The sequence below is a fragment of the Nitrospirota bacterium genome, assembly GCA_016235245.1.
Taxonomy (GTDB): domain Bacteria; phylum Nitrospirota; class Thermodesulfovibrionia; order Thermodesulfovibrionales; family UBA6898; genus UBA6898.
Genome location: JACRLO010000021.1, coordinates 53,955 through 72,933 on the forward strand (window position 1 = coordinate 53,955; position 18,979 = coordinate 72,933).

The 18,979-nt window shown below is 50.3% G+C and carries 21 protein-coding genes; 14 read left to right on the top strand and 7 right to left on the bottom strand.

Translation table 11 applies throughout. The annotated features are described in order from the left end of the window. Window positions 1-38: 38 nt before the first annotated feature. Genes HZB31_10340 through rsmB form a run of 4 tightly spaced genes read right to left on the bottom strand, consistent with a single transcriptional unit; the run spans window position 39 to window position 3,754 of the window. Window positions 39-1,124: a tetratricopeptide repeat protein gene (locus tag HZB31_10340; GenBank protein MBI5848325.1), complete on the bottom strand. Its 1,086-nt coding sequence runs from the start codon at window positions 1,122-1,124 to the stop codon at window positions 39-41. Next, window positions 1,102-1,761, bottom strand: coding sequence for a ribulose-phosphate 3-epimerase (locus HZB31_10345; protein ID MBI5848326.1), 660 nt, complete (start codon window positions 1,759-1,761; stop codon window positions 1,102-1,104). The genes HZB31_10340 and HZB31_10345 overlap by 23 nt, the downstream gene beginning before the upstream one ends. Then, entirely contained in the window at window positions 1,758-2,453 is a 696-nt protein-coding gene (locus HZB31_10350; GenBank protein ID MBI5848327.1) for a PASTA domain-containing protein, read from the bottom strand. The genes HZB31_10345 and HZB31_10350 overlap by 4 nt, the downstream gene beginning before the upstream one ends. Next, window positions 2,450-3,754, bottom strand: coding sequence for a 16S rRNA (cytosine(967)-C(5))-methyltransferase RsmB (rsmB, locus tag HZB31_10355; GenBank protein MBI5848328.1), 1,305 nt, complete (start codon window positions 3,752-3,754; stop codon window positions 2,450-2,452). The genes HZB31_10350 and rsmB overlap by 4 nt, the downstream gene beginning before the upstream one ends. Window positions 3,755-3,890: 136 nt before the next feature. Between rsmB and def the strand changes: the two genes are divergently transcribed. The 11 genes from def (at window position 3,891) to HZB31_10410 (ending at window position 12,613) form a co-directional block, all read left to right on the top strand. Next, window positions 3,891-4,400, top strand: coding sequence for a peptide deformylase (gene def, locus HZB31_10360; GenBank protein ID MBI5848329.1), 510 nt, complete (start codon window positions 3,891-3,893; stop codon window positions 4,398-4,400). Window positions 4,401-4,406: 6 nt separating this feature from the next. Beyond that, window positions 4,407-5,339 (top strand): methionyl-tRNA formyltransferase, encoded by a 933-nt coding sequence (locus tag HZB31_10365; protein ID MBI5848330.1) that lies wholly within the window; start codon window positions 4,407-4,409, stop codon window positions 5,337-5,339. Further along, window positions 5,326-5,853, top strand: coding sequence for a DUF116 domain-containing protein (locus tag HZB31_10370; protein MBI5848331.1), 528 nt, complete (start codon window positions 5,326-5,328; stop codon window positions 5,851-5,853). Before HZB31_10365 ends, HZB31_10370 begins: the two co-directional genes overlap by 14 nt. After that, window positions 5,787-6,719, top strand: a complete 933-nt coding sequence (gene lipA / locus HZB31_10375) for a lipoyl synthase (GenBank protein MBI5848332.1) — start codon at window positions 5,787-5,789, stop codon at window positions 6,717-6,719. Before HZB31_10370 ends, lipA begins: the two co-directional genes overlap by 67 nt. A 16-nt stretch (window positions 6,720-6,735) precedes the next feature. Beyond that, a complete protein-coding gene (locus tag HZB31_10380) occupies window positions 6,736-8,034 on the top strand; it encodes a homoserine dehydrogenase (GenBank protein ID MBI5848333.1) in 1,299 nt (432 codons plus the stop codon). Between the two features lie 16 nt (window positions 8,035-8,050). Continuing rightward, entirely contained in the window at window positions 8,051-8,296 is a 246-nt protein-coding gene (locus tag HZB31_10385) for a sulfurtransferase TusA family protein (GenBank protein MBI5848334.1), read from the top strand. Then, window positions 8,296-9,099 (top strand): molybdopterin-synthase adenylyltransferase MoeB, encoded by an 804-nt coding sequence (gene moeB, locus HZB31_10390; protein MBI5848335.1) that lies wholly within the window; start codon window positions 8,296-8,298, stop codon window positions 9,097-9,099. Before HZB31_10385 ends, moeB begins: the two co-directional genes overlap by 1 nt. A 4-nt stretch (window positions 9,100-9,103) precedes the next feature. Next, a complete protein-coding gene (locus tag HZB31_10395) occupies window positions 9,104-9,511 on the top strand; it encodes a M67 family metallopeptidase (GenBank protein ID MBI5848336.1) in 408 nt (135 codons plus the stop codon). A gap of 255 nt (window positions 9,512-9,766) precedes the next feature. After that, a complete protein-coding gene (gene htpX, locus HZB31_10400) occupies window positions 9,767-10,609 on the top strand; it encodes a zinc metalloprotease HtpX (GenBank protein ID MBI5848337.1) in 843 nt (280 codons plus the stop codon). Between the two features lie 148 nt (window positions 10,610-10,757). Further along, window positions 10,758-11,636 (top strand): phosphoribosylaminoimidazolesuccinocarboxamide synthase, encoded by an 879-nt coding sequence (locus tag HZB31_10405; protein ID MBI5848338.1) that lies wholly within the window; start codon window positions 10,758-10,760, stop codon window positions 11,634-11,636. 59 nt (window positions 11,637-11,695) lie between these two features. After that, window positions 11,696-12,613, top strand: a complete 918-nt coding sequence (locus tag HZB31_10410; GenBank protein MBI5848339.1) for a radical SAM protein — start codon at window positions 11,696-11,698, stop codon at window positions 12,611-12,613. 127 nt (window positions 12,614-12,740) lie between these two features. Here HZB31_10410 and HZB31_10415 read toward each other — a convergent pair whose 3' ends face one another. The 3 genes from HZB31_10415 to ribD form a co-directional block, all read right to left on the bottom strand. Beyond that, a complete protein-coding gene (locus HZB31_10415) occupies window positions 12,741-15,701 on the bottom strand; it encodes a PAS domain S-box protein (GenBank protein MBI5848340.1) in 2,961 nt (986 codons plus the stop codon). 189 nt (window positions 15,702-15,890) lie between these two features. Then, window positions 15,891-16,643, bottom strand: coding sequence for a hypothetical protein (locus tag HZB31_10420; protein ID MBI5848341.1), 753 nt, complete (start codon window positions 16,641-16,643; stop codon window positions 15,891-15,893). A 99-nt stretch (window positions 16,644-16,742) separates the two neighbouring features. Beyond that, window positions 16,743-17,828, bottom strand: coding sequence for a bifunctional diaminohydroxyphosphoribosylaminopyrimidine deaminase/5-amino-6-(5-phosphoribosylamino)uracil reductase RibD (gene ribD / locus HZB31_10425; protein MBI5848342.1), 1,086 nt, complete (start codon window positions 17,826-17,828; stop codon window positions 16,743-16,745). Between the two features lie 115 nt (window positions 17,829-17,943). On the opposite strand from ribD, the gene HZB31_10430 reads away from it, so the two are divergent. Genes HZB31_10430 through hypA form a run of 3 tightly spaced genes read left to right on the top strand, consistent with a single transcriptional unit; the run spans window position 17,944 to window position 18,978 of the window. Beyond that, on the top strand, window positions 17,944-18,327 hold the full coding sequence (locus tag HZB31_10430; GenBank protein MBI5848343.1) for a DUF948 domain-containing protein: 384 nt from the start codon (window positions 17,944-17,946) through the stop codon (window positions 18,325-18,327). Then, window positions 18,324-18,632, top strand: coding sequence for a YtxH domain-containing protein (locus tag HZB31_10435; GenBank protein MBI5848344.1), 309 nt, complete (start codon window positions 18,324-18,326; stop codon window positions 18,630-18,632). Before HZB31_10430 ends, HZB31_10435 begins: the two co-directional genes overlap by 4 nt. Before the next feature lies 1 nt (window position 18,633). Continuing rightward, on the top strand, window positions 18,634-18,978 hold the full coding sequence (gene hypA, locus HZB31_10440) for a hydrogenase maturation nickel metallochaperone HypA (GenBank protein MBI5848345.1): 345 nt from the start codon (window positions 18,634-18,636) through the stop codon (window positions 18,976-18,978). Window position 18,979 lies beyond the last annotated feature (1 nt).

Genomic DNA, 18,979 nt, shown 5'->3' on the forward strand with positions numbered 1-18,979 from the left:
GAGTATTTATATGTATAGGTGGAAATCGTATCGAAAAATCAGGGAATATTAAACGGCGCCTCGTTAAAGTCCATTGCCAGCCCCAGGGTATTATAACAGACAATATTCTTTTTTCCAGAGGCATACGACAGCAGCATGGAAGCATGGCAGGTTTCGACCCTGAAGCCGTATTTTTTCGCCTGGTCAAGGGAATCCCTGAAATACCGCAAAGCCGCAGCATTCTTCCCCTGAAGCAGCGCGAGTTCGCCAAAGCCGAGTTGGCAGTAGATAAGTCCGCGCGGATCCTTTGTCTTTTTAAAGAACCCCTGAGCCTCTTTGAATAGTTTTTCGGCTGCCGTATGATCGTGGAGCATTTTATGGGTCGTCCCCATGCTCCAGAGCGTATAGGAGTAGCTGACCCTGTCGCCGATCTTTTTATAGAGGGTTGACGCTTTTGCAAAGGATGCCAGGGCTTTCCGGTAATCTCCCATCATCCTGTGCGCATTGCCGATTCCGCAGTGAGAATAGGCAGTGCCAAAGGTATCGCAGAGGCCGTGAAATATCTCATTTGCGGAAAGATAATAGGCAAGTGATTCCTCGAATTTGCCCGCTATGCGGGAACTGCCGCCCAGACCGCAGAGGCAGTATCCGATACCGGAATGAGAACGCAGCGCCTGAAAGGCCCTGAATGCTTCTTTGTAGGTCTTGAGTGCTCCCGGAACGTCCCCTTTTATTCTCAGGGAACCTGCCATTGACCAGAGCGTGAAGGCAACGCCTTCCCTGTCCCGTTTTTTTCGGTAGAACTTCAGCGCCTGAGTGAGCATGGTCAGCGCATACTTCCAGTCTCCTCTGCCGCGCCGTGAAAGTCCGATACCGGCCTTTGCGTCCGCTACGGCCTCTTCATTGCCGATCTTCTTCGCCATGGTGACTGCATCGGCGTAGGCCTTTTCCGAGCGCTCAAAATCGCCTACCATCCGGTTTACATCGCCAATAGACAAGAGGCATGCAACGGCGCTCTCCTGGTTCTTTTCCGTCAGACTTTTTTTCAGGGCCTGCCTAAACACGAGCAGGGCTTGAGGATACCGGCTTTTCTGTCTGAGCAGTTCTGCCTCTTCAAAGAGCTTATCGATTTCTGAGGTTATCATTGAGTTTCTCCATGGTTATTTTGTAATCGCCCGACTCAAAGAATGCAGAGCCCATAACAAGAATGTCAGCGCCTGCGTCAGCGATCTCTTTAGCATTGTCCTGTTTTACCCCTCCGTCGATCTCGATAAGCGCACCGGAACCACAAGTCATGATCATATCCTTGACCTTCCTGATCTTCTCCATGGTCGCCGGGATAAATTTCTGTCCGCCAAAGCCGGGATTCACCGACATGAGGAGTACAAGGTCGATATCTGCAATGATGTTTTCGAGCTGCGCTACTGGCGTTGCCGGGTTGATTGAGACTCCTGCCCTGATCCCCTTTTCCCTGATCCACTGTACAGATCGATGCAGATGCACCGAAGCTTCAGCATGCACGGTAAGATAGTCTGCCCCTGCGTTTGCAAAATCTGCAAGGAATTTATCAGGGTCTTCGATCATGAGATGCACGTCAAGCGGCAGCTTTGTGATCTTTCTGATGGCTGCCACAATAGCTGGCCCAATGGTGATATTCGGCACAAAATGACCGTCCATAATATCAAGGTGGATAAGGTGAGCTCCTGCTGCTTCTGCTGCGTGTATCTCCTCCCCAAGGCGCATGAAATCCGCCGAGAGAATGGATGGGGCAATCTGGATCATGGTGTCGTAACCTCTTTCATTTCAAGGTAGAGTTTTTCGCTGTTCTTTATCACTGCACCCGGCTTCGGTCTCTGGTTCTTGACAATGCTGCCTGTCCCCTGCGTTTCGATCTCAAGTCCCATCTTCTGCGCCACTTCCCGGACATCTTCTATCTGCCTGCCCTGGAAATCCGGGCAATAATATGTCTGATCATGGGGACCTGCGCTCACCAATACGGTGATCACGTCAGTGAGCTTGTCGTCAGGTTCAGGTCTTTGGGCCACGACGAGTCCCTTTTCGATACCATCTGAGTGGACATTGATAACCTTGCCGATCCTGAGCCCCTTCTGTACAAGGATGGACTCAGCGTTTTGAAGGGTTTCGTTTACGAGCAGCGGAATCGAAAGGACCTTTGGCCCCTTGCTGATAACAACCCTGATGGCACGTTTTTCCTTTACGGTTTTTCCCGGCGGAACATCCTGCCGGACGATCTTGCCCAAAGGGATGACAGAATCAAAGTCTTCTCCTTCAATTTTCAGATCAAGCCCGGCTTTTCCAAGAACCTTGTCCGCTTCGATTACGGTCATATTCATGATCGAAGGCACCTCGACCGTTCTGCTGAAGCTCAGGATCTTGAAGGTGAGGAACCCGAAGGTCAAACCGAAAACGACAAAAAGCACAAAAAAGAGGGACACCCTCAGAAAACTGTTCATGCCTTTCTGCACAATATTGCTCCAAAAAAGCCGTCCATGCTGTCTTTATGGGGAAAAGTCCTGAATAAGCCGTCTGTCACAAATGGTTTCATGTATACCTGATCAGCATCTATAATACGGAATTCATCTGTTGTCTTCAAGAACTCCCTGATGACCTGTTCGCCCTCTTCAGGTTCGATCGAACAGACCGAGTAGACAATCCGGCCGCCCTTACGCAGAAAAGGGGTGACGGCATGCAGCAGCTCTTTCTGTTTTTTCCCGAATGCAACTATGTCTTTCAAGGTATGACGATATTTCACATCAGGGTTGCGCCTGATTACGCCGGTGGAGGAGCAGGGTGCATCGAGGAGGATCCTGTCAAAAGCCCCGAGGCCCTTCAGTTCACCAATATCGGCCCTGATAGCCTCTGCTGATTGAACGCCAAGGGCCGCGATACTTTCCTTGAGTTTCAGAATCCTCTGCGGGTCTTTCTCTACCGCAATGATCTCGCCCTCATCCTCCATCATCTGGGCAATGTGGGTTGTCTTGCCGCCCGGAGCAGCACATGCGTCGAGCACCCTTTCTCCTTTTTCGGGAGCCAAAAGACAGCTGATCAGCTGAGACGCCTCATCCTGAACGGCAAAAAGGCCGTAAAAGGAGGAGAGGTCCTGGTATGAAGTCTCACCGCCTATGACAATGCCGTCCGGCGAATATCGGACCGGTTCGGCTGAAACACCCTTTTCAGTAAGTCCATGAAGCAGTTCCTGACGAGAGATCCTGAGCGTATTTGCTCTGAGGACAAGGGGCGGTATGCGGTTATTTGCTTCCGCCAGGAGCCGGGCTTCATCCGCGCCATAGCGGGTGAGCCAGCGTCTGACCATCCAGTCCTGATGTGAGGTATTTATCGATATATCCTTGACGATATCATCATAAACCAGGGGCAGCACTGTCTTGTCCTTTCCGCGAAGCAGGTTCCTGAGCACGGCATTGACCAGGGACGGCTTGCCGCCGCGCTTTTCCATCTCGACCGATTCGTTGACAACGGCATAGCCAGGCACCCGCATGAAGAGGATCTGATACAGCGCGATGCGGAGGTTGTTGGTCGTCTCGTCGCTGAGTGTTTTGGTATTTTTAATGAACGTCCCGATGATCGCATCAAGTGCATAGAGGTTTCTCATCACGCCATAGACGATCTCCATCAAAAAGGCCCTGTCCCTGCGGTCAAGGGACTGAGAGAACTGCTCAAGGGTTTCTTTCGGTCTGCCCCTATGCTTGAGGATATCGATAAGGCCCGAGACAGCATAGCTGCGGGTTTTTGTCATGATGTAGTAATTGTTCTTCCTGAATAGGTGATTTGCAAAGAAATATTGTCTACATAATGCCACGCCCACGCTGAAAATTCAATGAAATAGAAGTGCTGGTATCGACCCTCATGAAAGAAATGTTTTATAATTAACCATGGCCATTCGTGAAATTAAAAAATACCCCGAGCCGGTGCTGAAGAAAAAGGCTGCACCTGTTACTGCCTTTGATGAAAACCTGCAGATACTGATAGACGACATGGTCGAGACCATGTACGCGGCTCCCGGGGTCGGTCTTGCCGCTCCCCAGGTCGGCGTCTCAAAGAGGCTTGCGGTAATAGACGTCAGTTCCCGGGAGGAGCAGTATCCACTTATCGTTCTTATAAACCCTTCTATTTTAAAGAGCGAGGGAGAAATAGAGTTCGAGGAGGGCTGCCTCAGCATCCCCGAATATACCGCCAAGGTTACGCGTGCCGAGCAGCTTATTGTGGGCTGCATTAACCGGGAGGGAAAAGAAGTAGAGATCGAGGCCGGCGGACTCCTTGCCATTGCCATTCAGCATGAGATAGACCATCTTGACGGGCTTCTTTTTATCGACAGGATCAGTCCGATCAAACGCGAATTTTTCAAGAAGCGCTACAAGAAAATTGCCAGAGCCGAGAAGTAATCGGAGATGAGGATCATCTTTTTCGGCACCCCTGACTTTGCCGTACCATCGCTGAATAAACTCATTTCATCAGGAGAGGATGTCGTCTCTGTCGTTACCCAGCCTGACAGGGTAAAGGGCAGGGGACATACACTTTCCCAGCCACCGGTAAAAGAATACGCTGTATCTCAATGCATCCCGGTGCTTCAGCCTGCAGGCATACGTTCTGAAGATTTCTTCGAGACCATTGCCGCGATGAAGCCTGATATGATTGTTGTGGTCGCATACGGCAGGATTATCCCGCCTGCCATGCTTGCATTGCCTCCTTATGGCTGTATTAATGTGCATGCCTCGCTTCTTCCGAAATATCGTGGAGCTGCTCCCATTCAGTGGTCGATTGTGCGCGGAGATTCAATGACGGGCGTTGCTACCATGCTTATGGATGAAGGACTTGACACCGGCGACGTTCTGCTTATGGAAGAGACAGATATACTGCCTGAGGACAATGCCGTGTCCCTGGGCAGCAGGCTCTCTGAAATGGGCGCTGATCTTTTGATACGGACCATCACGGGAATCTCCAGCGGGTCTCTCCATCCGGTATCCCAGGCAGGGGAATCACGCTATGCACCGATCATAAGAAAGGAAGACGGAAAGATTGATTGGTCCTCAACGGCAACAGAGATATTCAACCTGATAAGAGGTATGTACCCCTGGCCGGGCGGCCAGTGCGTATTTGAAAGGGAAAAGATCACGATCATAAAATCGAGGGTTGTTGATGCTGATTCCAGAGAAACGGCCGGCAGCATTCTGAAGATACAGGATGACGAACTCCATGTTGGCACCGGGAAGGGCATTCTCGCCCTGATGGAACTGAAGCCTGAAGGAAAGAAAACGATGACCGGGGCTGCCTTTGCCCGCGGCCGTCATATCAGGGAAGGGATGCGGTTTGACCATCCGTAAAATATCACGGGGCGTTGTCCTCAAGATATTCTATCCTATTCTCATGCTTATCGCTGCGTTTATGAAAAGCAGGAAAGAGGCATTCCAGCATGCGGTCATCCGCATGAACAACAGGCTGGTCAGGGCTGAGAAGACGCGGACAAAGAAGATACTTATCCTGCTGCCCCACTGTCTCCAGATCAGCGACTGTGAGATCCGGATCACGCATAATATTTATAACTGCAAACGGTGCGGCAGATGCGAGATCAAGGATCTCATCGAGATCAGTGATGCATTCAAACTCAACCTCTCCGTTGCGACAGGCGGCACCCTTGCGAGGAAGATCGTTCAGGAGGTCAGGCCTGAGGCGATTATTGCAGTGGCCTGCGAACGCGATCTTTCAAGCGGACTGGTGGACACTTACCCGATTCCTGTGCTTGGCATTCCTAACGAGCGGCCCTTTGGCCCCTGCTTCAATACCAGGGTCGACCTCCGCAAGGTAAAAGAGGCGATAGCCTTCTTCGGCCGGGACTAAGAAGAGGTTCCTTCCTGCGGCTCCCTGAATGGATCAAGACCCGGCCACATACCGGGCTCCATGACACAAAGCAGCTTCTGCGAAGACACGGGATTTCTACGGTATGCGAGGATGCACGCTGCCCTAACAGGGGCGAGTGCTTTTCTAAGCCTACTGCAACTTTTCTTATCCTCGGCCCGCACTGTACCCGCAACTGCGGTTTCTGTGCCGTGACATCAGCACCCCCCGTAGCCGTAAATGTTGATGAACCTGAACAGGTGGCTGGGGCGGCAGCAGAATTGAACCTGAAATATGTCGTGGTCACCTCGGTTACCCGCGATGATCTGACTGACGGCGGCGCCGGCCAGTTTGCAGAGACGATACGCGCGGTGAAAAGAAGACTGCCCAAAGCACGGATCGAGGTGCTTACCCCGGATTTCAGGGGTGATATCAATGCGCTCAAGATAGTTCTTGAGGCAGAGCCGAATGTCTTTAATCATAATATGGAGACCGTGCAGAGGCTCTATCCTGTGGTGAGACAACAGGCTGATTACCGGAGATCGCTTTCATTACTGAAGGCTGCAAAAGAGCTGTCGCCGGCAACGGCTATCAAGTCAGGATTTATGCTCGGGCTGGGAGAAACCATGGATGAGGTCGTTCAACTGCTTGCAGACCTTCGCAGAAGCAGCTGTGATTTTATTACGATCGGACAGTATCTGAGGCCCACCAAGAAAAATCTCCCTGTGGTAAAATATATTCCGCCTGACGTCTTTGATGATTTAAACGAAACGGCTCTCCGCATGGGATTCAGGCATGTTGCTTCCGGTCCGCTGGTGAGAAGCTCCATAAACGCAGAAGAGATGTATAACAAACAACTAAAAACATAAAGAGGGTGCTAAGCATATGATTAACGTTGGGATTATCGGTTTCGGGACAGTCGGCACAGGCACGGCAGGTATACTGCTGAAAAACAGGGATCTGCTGAAGCAGCGAACAGGTATTGATATCAATCTTCGGAAGATCGCTGACCTTGACATCAAACGGGACCGCGGTATCAGGATCCCGAAGGGCGTACTGACCTCAAATGCAGAGGAGCTTTTCAACGATCCGAAGATACATATCATTGTTGAACTCATAGGCGGCACGACAATCGCAAAAGAGATGATTCTTAAAGCTATTCGCGCAGGCAAACACGTTGTGACCGCAAACAAGGCACTGCTTGCCACCCATGGCATAGAGATATTCAAGGCTGCGGAAAAGGCGGGTGTCGAAGTGGGTTTCGAGGCTGCAGTGGCAGGAGGCATACCGATTATAAAGGTGCTTAGAGAAGGGCTTGTCGCAAACAGGATCAAGGCAGTGTATGGTATCATCAATGGCACCACAAACTATATCCTGTCTAAAATGTCAGCAGAGAAGGCCCAGTTTTCAGATGTGCTGAAAGAGGCCCAGAGACTTGGTTACGCAGAGGCAGACCCGACCTATGATATCGAAGGGATTGATTCGGCGCACAAACTTGCGATCCTCGCTTCAATCGCCTTTGGGAGACAGTTTACGATCAAAGACGTCTATCGAGAGGGCATCTCCTGGATTTCCCCCCTGGACATCGAGTTTGCACGGGAGTTGGGTTGCAAGATCAAACTGCTCGGTATTACGAAAGAAACGAACGGACAGGTTGAACTCAGAGTGCATCCTACTATGGTTCCTGAAGAGCTCCTGATCTCGAAGGTTGATGGTGTCTTCAATGCGGTCTATGTAGAAGGTGACGCTGTCGGCTCAACGCTCTATTATGGCCGTGGCGCCGGAGACCTTCCGACAGGCAGTGCGGTGGTGAGCGATATTGCAGACATTGCGCGGGATATTGCGGCCAATTCAGTCGGCAGAATTCGTGCATTCGCGAACACTCAAAAACCGATCCCTCTGATGAAAATGGAAGATGTGATGTCCATGTATTATTTCCGCTTCTCCGCGATCGACAAGCCAGGAGTGCTCTCAAAGATATCCGGCATTCTCGGCAAGCACAACATCAGCATCGCCTCGGTCATCCAGAGGGACCGCATGGAAGGCAAGGCTGTGCCTCTGGTCGTGCTGACGCATATGGCAAAAGAGAAAGGCGTTGTCAGCGCCATGAAGGAGATCAATAAGTTAACGATCGTAGCTGGCAAAACAGTCTTCATCCGCGTTGAGGGCAAAGGACACCATTAGTCTGGCAGGCGCTATCTTGAATACGATCAAGCAGGATAAAAGGATCGACATCAGAGGCCTTGTATGTCCTTATACCTTTGTTAAGGTAAAGCTTGCTATGGAATCCATGGAGACAGGACAGGTCCTTGAGGTCCTGCTTGATTATGAAGAGGCGACCAGGAGCATTCCCAGGTCCATGAAAGAGCATGGACAGAAGGTCCTGAATGTCGTAAAGATAAACGATACTGACTGGGTCTTATCCATAAGAAAGGACAACGATTAATGGAATTCACCGAGCAGCAGCTTCAGCGTTACAGCAGACATATCATCCTGCCCGAGGTCGGCGGCCGGGGTCAGGCAAAGATCATCGATGCAAAGGTGGTCATTGTCGGGGCCGGAGGACTTGGATGTCCTGTGGGGTACTACCTGACTGCCGCAGGTGTCGGCACCATAGGTCTGATCGACAATGACGTTGTCGAACTGAGCAACCTCCAGCGGCAGATCGCACATAACGTTCATACCATAGGCATGCTGAAGGTCGAATCGGCAGAAAAGACCTTTAAGGCGCTCAATCCAGACGTCAATATAATTGCCCATAAGGTCAGGATATCAAAAGACAACATCATTGACATTATCAGGGACTACGATATCGTGGTTGACGGCAGTGACAATTTCCCGACGAGGTATCTGGTCAATGACGCCTGTGTCATGGCAAAAAAACCGTTGGTGAGCGGCGCGATCCTGAAGTTCGAGGGCCAGGTCACGACAATAATTCCCGGAGAAGGTCATTGTTACCGCTGCCTTTTCGAAGAGCCTCCTCCTGCCGGGCTGGTGCCGTCATGCCAGGAAGCCGGCGTATTGGGCGTACTGACCGGAGTTGTCGGAAGTCTTCAGGCAACTGAGGTGCTGAAACTGATACTCGGAAAAGGAGATCCTTTAAAGAACTCTTTGCTCGTATATGACGCACTGAAGACGACCTTCAGAAAAGTGAAGGTGCCAAAAAATCCCAACTGCGCCATATGCGGTGAACATCCGACCATCACAGAACTGATCGATTATAACGAAGGGTATTGCTCTCTTCCGTAGTCCCATGCCTGAACTTCGTATGTCCGGAGAACTCGCTGCGCAGATGCTAAAGCATTGCAGGGCGGGCTATCCGAATGAGGCATGCGGTATCCTCGCAGGAAAAAGCGGCACGGTGGTAAAGGTCTATCTCATGCCCAATGCTGAGCCCTCGCCAGTCAGCTACGTTATGGAGCCGAAGGAACAATTCAGGGTGATGCAAGAAATGAGACAGGAAGAATTGTCCATGCTTGCCATATTCCATTCCCATCCCCAGTCGCCTGCATATCCTTCTGCAACAGATATCAGACTTGCCTTTTACCAGGATGTCGTCTATGTAATCATTGGACTGACGAATCCTGAATCGCCGGATATAAAGGCATATACCATTATTGAAGGTGAAGTAATTGATGCCGCGATAAGGATTTTGGACTGATCCGATCCCCCGCTTTTTCCCCTGCGCCGGCCTGCGACAGTATTGACGTTTGCCCGACCATTTGTATAAAATTAAGACTGATAGAGGGGAGTAGCTCCCTGATGGGTTGATTGAGTCGTCAACACGTTCGCTGCGGCGGGCCGGTTCAATCGGTTATGCAGAATAACAGGCAAGACCTTTATCTCGGCTCGTGAGTCAGTTGAATTCACCGGGGCGGGATAAGGGTTTTTTTCATGGTGCAATAAGGAGGCAACTATGAATGTAATGAAGACAGTGATGCTTATGGTGCTGCTTACAATGCTTCTGGTATTTGGAGGGGCAGCAGTCGGTGGTCAGTCAGGCATGACCATTGCCCTTGTTATGGCGGGTGTTATGAACTTTGTCTCTTATTTCTTTAGTGACAAGATCGTCCTGAAAATGTACAGGGCGCAGCAGGTGACTGAGTCTGAAGCCCCTGTGCTCTACAGGATCGTAAGGACCCTGTCACAGAAGGCAGGCATGCCGATGCCAAAGGTCTATATTATCCCTGATGATTCGCCGAATGCCTTTGCAACCGGCAGAAATCCCAACCATGCTGCAGTCGCCGCAACTGAGGGGATCATGCGCATTCTGAGCGAAGAGGAGCTTTCAGGCGTCATGGCCCATGAGCTTGCTCATGTAAAGCACCGGGATATTCTGATCGGGACTATCGCTGCGACCATGGCCGGTGCTATCAGTTATCTCGGCCATATGGCCATGTTTTTCGGCGGAAGGCACGATGACGATGAGGGAGGCAGCCCTATTGCAGGAATTGCCATGATGATCCTTGCTCCTATTGCGGCAATGCTGATACAGATGGCCATATCCAGGTCCCGGGAATATGCGGCAGATGCCGGAGGAGCGCAGCTGCAGGGCAATCCCATGTCACTTGCCAATGCACTCAGAAAGCTTGAGGCAGGCGCTCAGGCAATCCCGATGGATGCGACGCCTGCAACATCTCATATGATGATCGTAAGTCCTCTCACCGGAGGTTCCTTTATGAGGCTTTTCAGCACGCACCCTCCTGTTGAGGAACGGATAGCCCGCCTTCAGGCGATGAGGACAGGTTCCTCTCAATAAGTCGGACCCTGAAAGAAGTCTGAATAGAAAACCCTGCACCATAAACTGCAGGGTTTTTTATGGCCGGAATGCGTCGCCGCAGGTGAAGCGAAAAAGAGCCCGGTTGAGGTAAAATGTATTCTTCAAAAAATCGTTTAAGGAGAAAGCAATGAGCAATGTTCTATTGAAGACCGAGATGCCGGATATAACGTTCCTGAGAAAAGGAAAGGTGAGGGACATATATGAGGTTGGGGACTATCTCCTCCTGATCGCTTCTGACAGGATATCAGCCTTTGATGTGGTCCTCCCTAACGGCATACCGGGCAAGGGCAGGCTGCTTACCCAGATATCTTTGTATTGGTTCAGCCAGATGCAGGATATTATCAATAATCACATAGTAGCGACCGAGGTGAAGGACTACCCTTCAGTATGTCATAAATATGCGGAACAGCTTGAAGGCAGGAGCATGCTGGTAAAAAAGGCAAAGCCGATGCCTGTGGAATGTATTGTGAGAGGATATCTTTCCGGGTCAGGCTGGAAGGAATACAAAAAAAGCGGCACCGTCTGCTCCATGAAACTGCCGGAAGGACTGGTAGAGTCGTCGAAACTTGCTGAACCAATCTTTACGCCAAGCACCAAGGCAGATGAAGGGCATGATATGAATATCTCCTTTGAGGAGATGATCAAGATAGTAGGCAAGGATATGGGAGAAAAGCTGAGGGATGTGAGTCTGCAGGTCTACACCAAGGCGCGTGATCTCGCAGAAAAAAAAGGCATCATCATAGCTGACACCAAGTTCGAGTTCGGCATGTTCAATGACGAACTGATTCTGATCGACGAGGTGCTTACCCCTGATTCTTCCCGCTTCTGGTCTGCCAAAAACTATCAGCCCGGCAAGGGACAGGACAGCTATGACAAGCAGATCATCAGGGACTATCTCCTGAGCCTGGACTGGGACCAGACCTATCCCGGCCCTGTGCTGCCTGATGAGATCATCGATAAGGCAATTGCACGATATAAGGAGATCTACGAGATCATTACGGGGTAGGGCACACAGTGCCAAACCTGAGTATCCCCAACAATACCTAATTGCAGATGAGTAGAACGCTGACCGATCAACTGTCCCATTGTGAATGCTGTCCGCGCAGATGCGGAGTGGACCGGATTATCGGAAAGACCGGTTTTTGCGGTGTCAGTTCAGACATTCTGGTTTCACATGCAGGCCTGCATTTTGGAGAAGAACCGCCCATCTCAGGAACAAGAGGTTCAGGCACCATTTTTTTCAGCGGCTGCAATCTTCGCTGCGTGTTCTGCCAGAATTATCAGATAAGCCAGGATTTTCAGCAGGGACATTCCAGGACTCACTCTGAAGATGAACTGGTATCTGAAATGCTGTTCCTTCAGGATGCCGGCGCACATAATATCAATTTTGTCTCGCCTTCTCATATGATCTTTCAGATGGCTGATGCGATAAAAAGCGCCAGGCAAAAAGGTCTCTTTGTCCCTGTTGTCTATAATTCCAACGGGTATGATTCAGTAGAAGCACTCCGGCAGATACGGGGTCTTGTTGATATTTATCTTCCGGATATCAACTATCTGGACAACAGCCTTGGAAAGCAGTTTTCTTCGGTGGATGACTATGCAGATATTGTTCCCGATGTGCTCTGGGAAATGCTGGATCAGACAGGCAGCCTGAAAATGGATGGTGGCGGCATAGCCATGCGTGGGTTGCTGGTACGGCATCTGGTATTGCCCGGGCAATTGGACAACAGCCGGAACTGTCTCAGGTCCCTGGCGGATTTGTCGCCGGATATTCATGTCAGCATTATGTCGCAGTATTCTCCTCAATATAAGGTAGGCGCTTATCCCGGAATAGACCGTACATTGACAGAAGATGAATATGATGAGATTACGGACTATGCGCTCGGCCTTGGTCTGAAGAATTCCTTTATACAAGAGCTCAGCAGCCAGGATCATTACCTGCCTGATTTTGATCGGGGAAGTCCTTTCGACCCTGCTTCCTAAGGAGTTGCCCGATTTAGCCCTTGCGAGCAGGCTGCAGTAATCTTTTGTGTGCTCATAGCAATCATTACAGAAATGTTCCGGATCCAGCGCATCATTTTCCAGTGCTTTCACGAAAGACGACAAACCCCTACGAAAGGAAGAGACTCAGGCAGTGCTTCAGTTCATCGAGCTTATACGGTTTGTTCAGAACCGCTGAAAAACCATAGGCACGATAATCTGCGATCACCGCACTGTCCGCATATCCGCTTGATACCACTGCCTTGATAGTAGGCTCAATTTCCCGGAGCATGGCTATCGCCTCCTGTCCGCCCATTCCACCCTTTACCGTCAGATCAAGGATCACCAGATCAAATGGCCTGCCTGCCTCCCTGGCCTGCCCGAATAGCTCTATTGCCCGTCTGCCGTCCTCTGCTCCCTCCACCTCATGGCCAAGCGCTCCGATCATCTCTCTTGCAACGTTTCTCACAATATCCTCATCGTCCATCAGAAGCACCCGGCCCTTTTTTGACGACAGCGTCGTCGATGCAGGTGACTCGGTCTCGACCGCTGCCCCCATCGACGCAGGAAGATAGATCGAAAATACCGTACCCCGGTCTACCTCCGAGCTAACCTCGATTAACCCGCCGTGGTTCTTTATGATCGAATACGATGTTGCCAGACCAAGGCCGCTTCCCTTCTGCTTCGTCGTAAAGTAAGGATCAAAGATCTTCGTCACGTTCTGAGCGGATATCCCTGTGCCCGTATCCTGTATGTCAATGCATACGAACCTTCCCCCTTCCGGCAGCCTTGCGTTGTCTTTTGCCCTGATATCCATATTCCTGGCCGAGATCGTTACCGTGCCTCTCCCTGCCATAGCCTCATTTGCATTCAGCACAATGTTCTGCAGCACCTGCGCAAGCTGCCCGGCATCAGCCTCCACTGCCCAAAGATCAGAAACAATATTCAGGCGATAGTCTGTATGGGAACCGCTCAGGGCAAATTTTACAGCGTTTTCGATCGTCGGTTCGAGCCGGATCAACTTCTTCAGCGGCTTACCGCCCTTGGAGAACGTCAGAAGCTGCGTTGTCAGATTTACCGACATATGGAGCGCTTCTTCAGCCTGCGCCAGCATGGCCAGAGACTTTTCCTTCTCGTCATGGGTGATCTTTGCCATCGAAATATACCCAAATACCCCCTGAAGCAGGTTGTTAAAGTCATGGGCTATGCCGCCGGCAAGCGTCCCGATCGATTCGAGTTTCTGCGTCTTGAGCCGCTCTTCTTCAAGAAGATGCTTCTCCGTGATGTTGTTGATCACCTCGATAACAGAAGTCACAACACCTGAATCATCCTTGATCGGAAAGGCCTTGGTCTCTACATACAGGATATTACCGCTCATATCCTTATGGCGGTGCAGCGCCGTATGGAGCGTGCCTGTCTCAAATGCCCGGCGTGTTGCGCATTCTTCCCCCGCCTCAAAACAGGGTTTGTCAGACTTATGGGATATCTCATAGCAGTGTTTACCAATGACGATATGGTCACTGCCTCCTACCTGGCTGCAATACGCCTTGTTGGCCGTCAGTATACGGTAGTCCCGGTCTATCACGATAAACCCCTCGTCTACCGTATCAAGTATGCTCCGGATGAACTGCTCGCTCTGTCGCAACGCCTCTTCGGATAGCCTGCGGTCCGTGATGTCCTGCCAGATTGCATACAAAACCGTTTCACCGTCCATGACAATCGGACGGGTGATGACATGGTGATACCTGATCTCGCCCAGTTTGGTTTTATGTCTGACGTCAAAGGTCGCCCCTCCGGCCTCAATTACCTGCTCGGTGCGGTCCAGTATTTCTGTGGGACTTTTATCAGGGTCTATGTCGGAGATGCTTAGCCGAGAAAACTCTTCCCGGGTATAACCCAGCTGGCCACAGGCCACGTCATTGAACTGTATGATCTTATTGGAGAGGTCAACAATAACTATGCCGTCCGGAGACTGTTCGAAAAGAGTGCGATAGCGTTGTTCACTCTGTCGTAGCGCCGCTTCCCTTGCGGCAATATCATCAGCCATGCGGTCAACCGTTAAAGCCAATTCTCCCAATTCCCCGCCTTTAATCAGGTCGGAAACTCTGCCCTTCACAATGCCTTTAGACAGACGCCCGGAATGCGTCTTTAAAAGTGCAACGCGGTCTGCAATCGAACGTTTGCCAATGATCCAGGCCACATAAAGCATACAAGAAAAAATTATCAGGATTAACATAAAGTGTTTGAGAAGTGTTCTGTTTACATTTGCCATGACCAGATCATAGGGTATCCCGACCCGTACATACATATACGGTTTATCTTCTCCCTTCAGGATCAGCTTGCGATAGGCTATTATCCGTTTTGTCCCGTCATGCGAAATGCTTATTAACGTATCTGCTATAGCACCTCTCTTCATTTGTTCGATGGCCTTTTCTTCAAAATGCTCACCGATATATTTGTCAAAGCCCATTCCGAGCACCACCCCGTTATGGTCCAGCAATACATAACTGGTATCTTTCGGCCATTCAATATGCTCCATAAGCTTTTTGTGATACCCGAGGTCTACGCCAAGGATGATAACCCCGCTTATTTCGTCTTTGCTGTTTTTATAAGGATAGTAGAATGAGAGGACCTGCTTGCCGGAATACTGCCCCTTCTTATATTGGCCTGCGGTAAAATGTCCGAGTGCAAGGGCTTTATTAAAGGATTCCCGGTCGGTTATGGTCATGCCTTTTGTCGGAATGGCCGACGCCCAGATATCTCCGTTTCGATCTGTTATGAATATGGTGGTATACTGCGGGTTCAGCTTTATTGCCTCGGCAAGAGCGGTCTGGACCTTGGGTATATTCCGCCGGTCTACCTCCGGCATACTGCTAAGCGCATACAACAGTTGCTCCGCGGACGCAACAAGAGACTGCTGCTGGACTTCAACTAATACGGCAAGCGCCTTAACCTCCTGTTTGGCATGGTTTATTTCTTCAGCTCTCTGCTGTATTCCGGAATATGCGATTATGGAAAAGGCCAACAAAACAATGATGGATACCATGAGCAGCAACTGTACCCTGATCGGCAGTTCAACAAGTTTAATCATGAGATCCTCGACCACTCACAAAAGTAATTCTCCTGATCACAAGAAACGTTCGATACTTTGCACGCTCTCCGTACTGCATTATGATGATTATGATAGCACATACAAAAATGATGGCGGTACCTGATGATCAATCGGGGGTCAATGGTTCGGGTCAACGGCAGTTCAGGAAGGAAATACCCGGGAGCAGGGCTACTTCCCGGATTTGCCCAGGAGCAGACCGATATATTTATTGATCGGGTTGCCTCTTTTGAGAAACGGCACAGGCGGTTTTTTTCTTGAGCCGAGCTTCTTCATCTCCCACAATATATCGTTATTCTCCGGGTCACTCTTGAGGCCCTGCTGAAAGGCCTTGATCGTTTCAGACTTGCGGCCGGCCTTCAGATAAGCCCTTCCAAGGTTCAGGTAAAAGACCGGATAGAAGAATTCGCTGCCAAAAGGCATGGCGGTATTGAGCGCTTTTATGGCGTTTTCGCAGATGGCAATGCCCTCTCTGGTATTGTTTTCGACAATGGCAATGAGACAGCCATAGTAGGACAGGAGAAAGGCGTCGGTGGGATAGCTTTCAAGGCCTTCCCGCAGCATATCGAGGGCCTGCCTCCCTTTTCCGCGCCGCAGCAGTTGCTGCACCTCGGAGAAGTATTCGGCCTTAAGCTTCTGCTTTTTCGATTGATCGGCGATAAAACTGGCAATAGCAGCCTTATGATGCTTATCCATTAAGTCGGTCAGCCGTGCATCAAGGTCTTTGATCTTTAAGAGATGGGCATAATCGGATTTTCTCGACGCGAGAATTTCACCCTTGAGAAAGACATTCGTTATGATCTTGCAGGACTTTCTTCCCATATCCTCAGTCTGGACGTGATAGGTCACATCGTCCACCGAGATATTGCTGCTGAGTTCATGCGCATGTCTCGACGTGATTGCGATCTTTGTCTTGTCAGTCATGATCTCATTGTATCAAAATTCAGAAAATAAAATAGCATTTCTCATCAGTTGCAGAGCTTTATTGCGGGATCATTGTCTGTGGCAGGAGGCAGCAATGAGCTAGGAGTTGTTCAGATACCCTTCGATAACAAAATCATCTCCAACACTGCGGATAGCAGTCCTTGTCAGAACGTGTGCATGCTGGAGGCTCCTGAAGACCTTTCCCCCCACCGCGGGAAACGACTTTTCTCCCCCGATGATCTTTGGTGCGATATAACATATGACCTTATCGACGATAGCTGTTTCAAGACAGGACGATGCAAGGGAAGAGCCTCCCTCGATAAGCACCGAAACGATCCCTTCAGCCCCCAGCCTCTTCATAAGCCACTGCAGGTCAACCCTGCTTCCGGCATGTTCAATCAATGAGATGCCCTTGTCCTGAAGCTGAGCCCGTTTTTTCTTTGACGATCGGTTGCTGCAGACCAGGACCGTCCTGGGAGGGCAGTTCAGCACGTTTGCATGCTCCCCGATCTGAAGATCGGGGTCGAGGATGATACGCATCGGGCTCCTCAGCCCGCCTGTTCTGCAAGTCAGCATTGGATCGTCTGCCCTGATCGTGCCTATGGCTGTCATGATTGCATCGACCTTTCCCCTCAGCCCATGAACTTCTTTACGGGCTTTTTCGCCTGTGATCCATTTCGATTCACCCTCCGGGGTCGCGATCTTGCCGTCAAGGGTCATCGCCATCTTGAGGATTACAAAAGGAAGACGGGTGATAATATGTTTGGTGTAGAATTCATTCAAATGCCGGGCTTTTTCCTCCAGGATTCCTGATACGACTTCAATTCCGGCCTTTCCGAGTTCTTCGGTGCCCTTGCCAGAAACCTTCGGGTTGGGGTCTTCCATGGCGATAACAACTCTTTTTATTCCAGCCATAATTATCGTTTCGGTGCAGGGGGGCGTTCTCTTGTCTTTATGACAGCAGGGTTCAAGGCTGACATAGAGTGTTGAACCGGTTGCATCCGGGCCGGCTTTTCCGATCGCAATAACCTCGGCATGTGCGGTGCCTGCCTTCCTGTGATAGCCCTCGGCTATGATCCTGCCGTGTTTCACGAGCACTGCACCCACCATCGGATTGGGGCTTGTCATGCCCTCTGCGCGCCTGGCAAGGGCCAGTGTTCGTCTGATACAGGCTTCATCGGTCATGCTTTTTAGCTTACCATAAACTTCTTTTCAGGCAACAGCACCGCAAAGGCTGCCGGGCGCAGAAAAGTAATGAGGAAATGTCCTGAAGATATGATATAATTTGTCTGGAGGAACGATGAATACAATACTATTAGCCGTTATAGCTGCCGTTTTTGCTGTCGTCGCTGTGGTAATGATACCGCTGCTTCTTGAGCTGAGGCGCACGGTGGCTGCATTGCGCCAGACAACTGAGCAGAGCCTTAACCCGGCTCTTCAGGAGCTTCAGGAAACACTGAAAAGTGTCCGGCAGATAACGGATAATGTGAATGTGATCACCGACGATGTCAAACAGTTTTCAGGGGCAATTCAGCAGATCGGCGGCAAGGTCAATGCAGTCAATGCGCTCGTGGACAGTGTCACCTCAGCAATGACCATAAAGACCTTAAGCCTGAATGCAGGCATAAGGGCAGCTTTATCATATTTTATTGCCAATTTACGCAGAAAAGGAGACAGATTATGAAAGACGAAGGTTTTGGATCAGGTTCGCTGCTGTTATCATTTCTTCTGGGAGGTGTTGTCGGAGCAGGTCTGGCATTGCTCGTAGCGCCGCAGTCAGGAGAGGTGACCCGCAAAAAAATAAAGGAATTGGCCGATGATATCAAGGACAAAACAAACGAGTATATCAATGAGGCCAAGGAGAAGGTGAGCGCAGTTACTGATGAAGGCAAGGGCTATTACGACGAGAAAAAGTCCCTGATCAAAGCTGCGATCGATGCCGGAAAAGACGCATACGACAAGGAAAAAGAGAAATTCGCAAAGGGGTAAGATGCATGAGCTTTCGATCGCTCAGAATGTTCTTGATATAGTCTCTGAGCAGTGTACCAGGAGTGGACACACAAAAATAGATTCAGTTAATCTGCGGATAGGAAGGGCGTCAGGGATCATGCCTGACGCCCTCATTTTTGCGTTCAACGCGATCAAACCTGACTCGATCGCCCGGGACGCCCTGCTGAATATTGAAGAGGTTCCGGTGACCGGGCTCTGTAATGATTGCGCAAGCAGTTTTATCGTGCAGGAGGAATACATCCTGAACTGCCCGGTCTGCAAGGGCAGCTCGTTTCAGATAACATCAGGAAGAGAACTGGATATTATAGACATGGAGGTCTCATAAT

Coding starts and splice junctions, on each gene's coding strand:
- HZB31_10340 (MBI5848325.1), bottom strand. CDS start 1,124: ATGATAACCTCAGAAATCGATAAGCTCTTTGAAGAGGCAGAACTGCTC.
- HZB31_10345 (MBI5848326.1), bottom strand. CDS start 1,761: ATGATCCAGATTGCCCCATCCATTCTCTCGGCGGATTTCATGCGCCTT.
- HZB31_10350 (MBI5848327.1), bottom strand. CDS start 2,453: ATGAACAGTTTTCTGAGGGTGTCCCTCTTTTTTGTGCTTTTTGTCGTT.
- rsmB (MBI5848328.1), bottom strand. CDS start 3,754: ATGACAAAAACCCGCAGCTATGCTGTCTCGGGCCTTATCGATATCCTC.
- def (MBI5848329.1), top strand. CDS start 3,891: ATGGCCATTCGTGAAATTAAAAAATACCCCGAGCCGGTGCTGAAGAAA.
- HZB31_10365 (MBI5848330.1), top strand. CDS start 4,407: ATGAGGATCATCTTTTTCGGCACCCCTGACTTTGCCGTACCATCGCTG.
- HZB31_10380 (MBI5848333.1), top strand. CDS start 6,736: ATGATTAACGTTGGGATTATCGGTTTCGGGACAGTCGGCACAGGCACG.
- moeB (MBI5848335.1), top strand. CDS start 8,296: ATGGAATTCACCGAGCAGCAGCTTCAGCGTTACAGCAGACATATCATC.
- HZB31_10395 (MBI5848336.1), top strand. CDS start 9,104: ATGCCTGAACTTCGTATGTCCGGAGAACTCGCTGCGCAGATGCTAAAG.
- htpX (MBI5848337.1), top strand. CDS start 9,767: ATGAATGTAATGAAGACAGTGATGCTTATGGTGCTGCTTACAATGCTT.
- HZB31_10405 (MBI5848338.1), top strand. CDS start 10,758: ATGAGCAATGTTCTATTGAAGACCGAGATGCCGGATATAACGTTCCTG.
- HZB31_10415 (MBI5848340.1), bottom strand. CDS start 15,701: ATGATTAAACTTGTTGAACTGCCGATCAGGGTACAGTTGCTGCTCATG.
- HZB31_10420 (MBI5848341.1), bottom strand. CDS start 16,643: ATGACTGACAAGACAAAGATCGCAATCACGTCGAGACATGCGCATGAA.
- ribD (MBI5848342.1), bottom strand. CDS start 17,828: ATGACCGATGAAGCCTGTATCAGACGAACACTGGCCCTTGCCAGGCGC.
- HZB31_10430 (MBI5848343.1), top strand. CDS start 17,944: ATGAATACAATACTATTAGCCGTTATAGCTGCCGTTTTTGCTGTCGTC.
- HZB31_10435 (MBI5848344.1), top strand. CDS start 18,324: ATGAAAGACGAAGGTTTTGGATCAGGTTCGCTGCTGTTATCATTTCTT.
- hypA (MBI5848345.1), top strand. CDS start 18,634: ATGCATGAGCTTTCGATCGCTCAGAATGTTCTTGATATAGTCTCTGAG.